Below are 6,325 nucleotides of genomic sequence, written 5' to 3'. Positions count from 1 at the left end.
CCTGCGGCCGCTTCTTCTCGACCGGCTCGACCTCGAACAGCCCATCCCCACCATGCATACCGACATCATTCCGCATGAATGATCACGAACCGAACGTGGGCTGCCCGTTACTGACCCACGCTCCTAGGGCCCGTCTTGTGATCGCGTGCCGAGGCAGTCAGTCCTTTTAGGGGGCGGGGGACGGCGCGGGGCAGGAGAAGCTGCGAAGGTGCGCGGATGTTAGCTTCCTTCCCATGGTGGAGCACCAGGAACAAACCAGGGCGGCCTACGACGGAGTCGTCGAGCTGTATGCGTCGATGTTTGCTAATCGGCTGGAGACGCAGCCGTTCGCGCGGAACATGATCGGCACCTTCGCCGAGCTGGTGCGCGAGACGGGGATCCTGCGGGCGGCCGACGTCGGATGCGGACCTGGACATCTGACGGCCATGTTGCACGACTTGGGACTGGACGCCTTCGGACTCGACCTCTCCCCGGCCATGGTTGAGCACGCCCGGCGGGCCCATCCGGCACTGCGGTTCGACGAGGCGCGGATGGAGGCTCTGCCGGTCGAGGACGGCGCGCTCGGCGGCATGCTGGCCCACTACTCAATGATCCATACCCCGCCCGGGGAACTGCCCGCGCTTCTTGCCGAGCAGGTACGTGTCCTGGCGCCTGGGGGCCTGCTCCTGGTCTCATTCTTCGCGACCGACGGACCGGAGCCGGTCCGCTTTGACCACAAGGTGGCGCCTGCATATAGCTGGCCGGTGGACCGGTTCGCCGAATTGCTGGCCGGGGCTGGACTCGTCACGATCGCCCGGCTGATCCACGACCCGGCCTCCGAGCGGGGCTTCCTCGACGCCCACTTGCTGGCCCGCCTCCCCTAGAGCGGGGTGACAAAGGCCAGCTCATGTGCCAGGGCATCCTTCGCGTCGCCTCGATCCACATCTGGTTCCAAGACCCCGTCACGTGATCACGGGCCAGGCCGTAGTAGAGACTCAGCTGGACGAGTCGGACGACAAGTTGATGACAAATCACTTGGACAACGACATCTCTATTCGGAACCTACAAGCGCCGGTCAGACGACTCGGCGGGCCGCGAGAATCCGCGATTTCCAGGACGAGAGAGTCGCGATGCGGACCACGTCACCGGTATGCGGGGCGTTGATGATCAGCCCCTGTCCGATGAACATGCCGACGTGCTCAGGGACGTCGGCCGTTCCTTCGGTGAAGACGAGGTCGCCGGGCTGGAGGGCATCGGCCGAAGCCGCCTTGCCCTCCTTGACCTGCGTGTACGTCGTCCGAGTCAAGGTGACCCCGGCGGCCTTGTACGCCTGCTGCATCAGGGAGGAGCAGTCGCACCGGCCCATGGGGTCGGGCCCGTGAGAGTCGGTGCAACTCCCGCCCCACTGGTACGCCGTGTTGAGCTGGCCGAGCGCCCAACGGATCGCTGTCTGGACCTTCGCCGGAGCATCGGCCGGGATCTTGTATCCGGCCGGCACCGCGCCTGCCGGGATGGTCCCGAAGTCGGTTCCGTCCCCGCCGGTCGTACAACCGCCCGCGGTAGTGGAGGCAGGGGTGCCGGCAGAGCCAGACGGAGAAGGGCTCGGCGACGCGCCGCCGGTCTTCGACAGCAGGGGTTCGATGGCCTTCTGTAGGGCGGTGGCCAGGGGCTCCCACTTGGCGTATGCCTCCGGGAAGCCTGACCGCTGTACCGCCTGAGCGGCCTGGGCGACAGACAGGGACTGCCAGCCGGAGACCTTCTGCAGCCCCTCGTAGAACTTGGTCGAGGAGTGGACCGGATCGAGGATCTCGTTCGCCGTGCCCCATCCCTGCGACGGCCGCTGCTGGAACAGTCCCAGCGAGTCGCGGTCACCGTAGGTCAGGTTCCGCAGACCACTCTCCTGGAGGGCGGTTGCCAGGGCCACGACCTGCCCCCGGGCCGGAATGTTCATCGCGACGCCTGTGGCCTGGATCGTCTTGGCGTTGGGTACCTGGTCGGCTGGATCATCCAGACCCGGCACGGAGACTGCACCCTTGTCGCCACCGTGCAGGATGGCCTTCACCTGTGAGGCAACGGCTGCGGTATCCACAGACTGTGCATCGCCGGTTGAGCAAGAGGCCGAAGCCGTACCGGCACCGATGGCGAGGATGGGAACGGCCAGCAGTAGCGGGCCGGAGGCGAAGAGACCGACGACGGCTCCGGTGGTCTTCTTCATCGCCGCTGCCGTTCACCGGCACGGCGGTGCCGGACGGACAGCGGTGTTGGGTCGGGGCGCGGGGGTGTCAGGGCATGCTGCATCGCAGCGGCTCCTCGTGGTTCGTAGGAGGCGCGGTGCCGACTTCTCGTGCAAAGCCGTCGGCACCGCGCCGATGTGAATCCACCTCTCAGGGCGGGCCCGGGTCAGGGGAGTTGGTAGCTCCCGGACGCCGGTCTCGGGTCAAGCGCGGCAGCCAGCCGCGCTCGTAATCTCAGGCGGTACACCGGGGTCTCCTCACGGCTTCTCGGACGAGGGGCTAACGGGCTTGCCGTGTTGCCCATTCGGACGAGGCAACACGGATAAGCACAGGTCAGCGGGGGTGGAGCGCTGCTCCGTCCCGGTGACATGGCGAGACAGTAGACCGGGATTCCGGCCGCGCCAAACGGCTCTCGGGCTCGGCCTCGGACAGAGACACGGCTCGTTAGGTGCGGCCGGAATTCGCGACTAACCTCCGGCGCAACCCCGCTCGAAACGACCGCTGTTGAGCGACGTCCGGAGCGGGTTCAATCCCGCCGTGCCCTGAAAGAGGCCCCGCACATGAGCTACACGCTGCACCGAGGCGATGCCCTCACCGTGCTGAAGACCCTCCCGGACGAGAGCGTCAACGCCGTCATCACCGACCCGCCGTACAACTCCGGCGGACGTACCAGCTCGGACCGCACCGGCCGCACCGCTCGCGCGAAGTACGTCACCAGCGGATCCGCACACGACCTGCAGAACTTCCCCGGAGAGAACCGGGACCAGCGGAGCTATCGGAGCTGGCTAACCGCCCTGCTCACCGAGGCGTACCGGGCCTCCACCGAGCACGCGGTTGCCCTCGTCTTCTCGGACTGGCGTCAGGAGCCGACCACATCCGACGCTCTGCAGATGGCGGGCTGGACATGGAGTGGAACGATCCCGTGGATCAAGCCCGCCAGCCGGCCGCGCAAGGGCGGGTTCAAGCAGTCCGCCGAGTTCATCACGTGGGGCGTCAAGGGCAGCCTGGCGAAGGACCGGGACCTCTACCTGCCCGGCCATTTCACCGCCTCCCAGCCCCGCAAGGACCGGGTGCACATTACTCAGAAGCCCGTGGAGATCATGCAGCAGCTCGTACAGATCTGCCCCGAGGGCGGCGTCGTCCTCGACCCGTTCACCGGCAGCGGCTCCACGGGGGTCGCTGCCCTGCGCGAGGGGCGCCGGTTCGTCGGCGTCGAACTGTCCGAGCACTACGCCGACGTGGCCGAAGAGCGACTCCGCGCCGAGCTGACGAAGGACAGCTTCACTTTGGCTGGACCGGAGGCATGACCATGAGAGCGGAGAGGCCGAAGCCGACAGCCCACAGACGCCGAAGGGTGGTTGGTGCATCGAGACCCGATGCACCAACCGCCCTTTTCTTTGCGTCAGGCCGCCTCGAACGCCCGCCGGATCAACGGCGCCGCCCTCTCCAGGTCGGCCGGCGACGAGATGCGCACCTCCAGGTCCCCGGTCCCGAGGTGGCCGACGCCGCGCATGTCACGGGAGAATCCCTCCTCCAGCTCGACCGTGCCCGGGTCGAGTCTGAGGTAGACCAGGATCGCCTCGTGCTTTGGCCGGAAGACCACCGAGGCGAGATTCACCAGCCGCCGATAGGCGATGTAGTGCATGAGCGGAGCAACCTCGACCTCGCCCCACGCTGTGAGTGCCTCGTCCAGCTCCGCGTACAGGTCCCGCAGACAACCAGGGGCCATGCCCCGGCTCGCCTGGACCGACGGACTGGCGTTGCCGCCGCGGCCAGCGCGGGACGCCTCTTCCCGCACCCGTCGCCGCCACAGAGCCGGAGCAGGACGGGGCGAACCAGGCGCGGACTCGATCAACATCAGGCTCAGCAGCCCGCCGTCGAAGACGCAGTAGCGCACCAAGTCGATCCGCTCGTACAGGCGGTGCACCGCTACCCGGTCGTGGTGCGAGAAACTCGCCGCGATGCAGACTATCCGCGGATTCCGCCAGTCGATCGACTCGGCTGCCTCCATGCCCAGCTTCTCCTTGACCACAGCTTCGAATTCGTGATGTGCCGAGTCCAGCCACGACAGGTAGGAGGCAGCCTGCGACAGGACCCCGCTGTCCGAGCCCTTCTTGTACTCGACCAGCACGGGGACGTTGTTCTCGTCCAACCCAAGAGTGTCGATCCGGCCCCGGTGCCACGGTCCCGTCGGGTACTCCGAGGCCAGGAAACGGATACCGAGCATTGATTCCATCCCCGCCTCGACCCGCCGCTGCAGTTCTACCTCCAGGGCTACGGACGAACCCCGCACCTCGACGTCCCGGCCGTCTGCCGCACGTCGAAACAACTTCAAGTCAGTCACCGGAGCCCCCGTCGCATTGCCCTAACCCGACATCAATCGCGGCGAGGGGCGAAGTATTCCCGGGACAAGAGGCGATCTGAAGCGGAGAGAGGGCTGCGCCCGCAGGAACTCCCAACAGTGCAGTCCATCCCGCCTCCGCGAGCTGTCAGCCGGTGCTGTGCTGCTGAACTTCGAAGTCGGCTGCTCGGCCACCGCGTAGTCAGCAGCGGTGGGCGCTACCGCCCGGGGGGAAGCCGACGCGGGACCGGCGGAGCGCGAAGAGGCGCCGCCGACGCCTCTGGACGCTCCGGCACGGGCGGGCATCCAACCAGTAGTACCTTCTGGCCAAGCAGAACGGGTTCTGGCGGCCTTCCCGGACGTAGCGCGTGGGGATCGATCGCGTACGAGGCCCTGTTGTCGGCCGTTAGCCTGTCAATATGACGGAGCGCCTCATGCCCGGCCGCACGGACGGCCTGATCACCCTGATTGCCGCGGATGCTCTGTGGGTCGGCCTGACGGCCGACAGCGCCGTGCCGACGGCTACCGGGGCATTCGTCTACCCTCCTGCCCGAGCTCAGGTGGGACACGTCCTGCTCGGCAGCCACGTGGCTGCGACGGTGAGGGCGAGCAGCGGTCAGTGGAGTGTTCCGGAGGCCGAGGTGCGCCGTGCGGCCGGGAAACTGAACGCGGTCCGGATGGATCGGCAGGACCTGGTCCGCATCGGCCCGTTTCGTACGGCGTCGAGGCGGACGTCCCGCGAGCGGACGCCGCTGCCTTGGCGCCGGCGCATCACGGAGGAACTGCAGGAGCTGAGCGACCCCGAGCGGGCAGTACGACATGAAGCCCGCCGGCCGTACCTCCTGGCAGGGATCGACTGGCAGCACATACTCGTGGAGCAGACCCGCGACGAGGCGCCGCGCACATGGTGGCTGCCGCGGGCTGTAGTCAGACTCCTGGACGCGGCCGAGCACGCCGAAACGCAGTGGATGCATGCCGCACGGTCCCGCCAGGAAGCCGGGCAGCGACCGCCACCGAGCCACCCTCCCACCCCCGGCAGACCCCGGACCCCGGCAGCCGGCAGAAGCCGAACCCCGACCCCCTCACCCCCGCTCTGCGCCCGTACACCAAAGAGTTGGACGGCCAGCTGTACTCGGTACTCAGCAGGAAGCCCAACACCTCCCGCAAGGTGGCCGAGTGGGCGTGTGCCGTCTGCCGCACCGCACCCGCCACCGTGCTCGATCACTGCCACGAACACGGCTACGTCCGCGCCCCCGTCTGCCAGTCCTGCAACACACAGGAACGCCCCGACCACCTGTACGACAACGACGTCCGCGTGGCGAACCACTACACACGCCTCTTCCACACCGACACCGACACCTGGCTCCGCCACTGGCACCGCTGCACCGGCTGCCGCGCACGCACCACCCTGCCCCTGCCGCACCTCGCCGCATGGACCGCCCACACCGCCTGCCGACCACTGCGCCCGACCCACCGAGCCTCCCGAGGGCGCAAGCCCTGCGGCGTTCTACGGGTGTCCTGGACGGGGAGCTACAGCGCGCCCCATTCCTGCCTTCTTACTGTCGCCGTCGACTTCTGCCCCTCCGGCGAGCACCGTGTCCTGGCGCAAGTCCCTTACCGCGAAGCTGCCGAGCGGTTCCGCGCCTGGTTGGCCGAGACGGCCCCTGCTGTGGCCGCCGCGGCCGGCCCGGACCGCCTGGACGGCCTCCCCGCCCAATTCCGGCCAGTCATCGTGGATACCAGCGGCGAGGATCTGGAACTGTTCTGAGCA

General features: G+C 67.8%; 5 protein-coding genes. 3 read left to right on the top strand and 2 right to left on the bottom strand.

The genetic code is table 11. The features are described from left to right. Nucleotides 1–233 precede the first annotated feature (233 nt). A complete protein-coding gene (locus OTB16_RS37750; protein WP_267727239.1) occupies nt 234–863 on the top strand; it encodes a class I SAM-dependent methyltransferase in 630 nt (209 codons plus the stop codon). Nucleotides 864–1,054: 191 nt separating this feature from the next. On the opposite strand, the gene OTB16_RS37745 is transcribed toward OTB16_RS37750, so the two are convergent. Beyond that, on the bottom strand, nt 1,055–2,194 hold the full coding sequence (locus OTB16_RS37745; RefSeq protein WP_267727237.1) for a C40 family peptidase: 1,140 nt from the start codon (nt 2,192–2,194) through the stop codon (nt 1,055–1,057). A gap of 579 nt (nt 2,195–2,773) precedes the next feature. Here OTB16_RS37745 and OTB16_RS37740 point away from each other — a divergent pair. Beyond that, nucleotides 2,774–3,520, top strand: coding sequence for a DNA-methyltransferase (locus OTB16_RS37740; protein ID WP_267727235.1), 747 nt, complete (start codon nt 2,774–2,776; stop codon nt 3,518–3,520). 95 nt (nt 3,521–3,615) lie between these two features. Here the strand turns inward: OTB16_RS37740 and OTB16_RS37735 are convergent, their stop codons facing one another. Then, complete coding sequence (locus OTB16_RS37735) at nt 3,616–4,557, bottom strand: DUF5655 domain-containing protein (protein ID WP_267727233.1); 942 nt, start codon at nt 4,555–4,557, stop codon at nt 3,616–3,618. 1,111 nt (nt 4,558–5,668) lie between these two features. On the opposite strand from OTB16_RS37735, the gene OTB16_RS37730 reads away from it, so the two are divergent. Next, nucleotides 5,669–6,322, top strand: coding sequence for an endonuclease domain-containing protein (locus tag OTB16_RS37730; RefSeq protein WP_267727231.1), 654 nt, complete (start codon nt 5,669–5,671; stop codon nt 6,320–6,322). The last annotated feature ends 3 nt before the right edge of the window (nt 6,323–6,325 follow it).

This window comes from Streptomyces antarcticus, from assembly GCF_026627255.1.
GTDB lineage: Bacteria > Actinomycetota > Actinomycetes > Streptomycetales > Streptomycetaceae > Streptomyces > Streptomyces antarcticus.
Note: the sequence above shows the minus strand (reverse complement) of the source record. Positions and strands in the feature narration are given on the sequence as shown.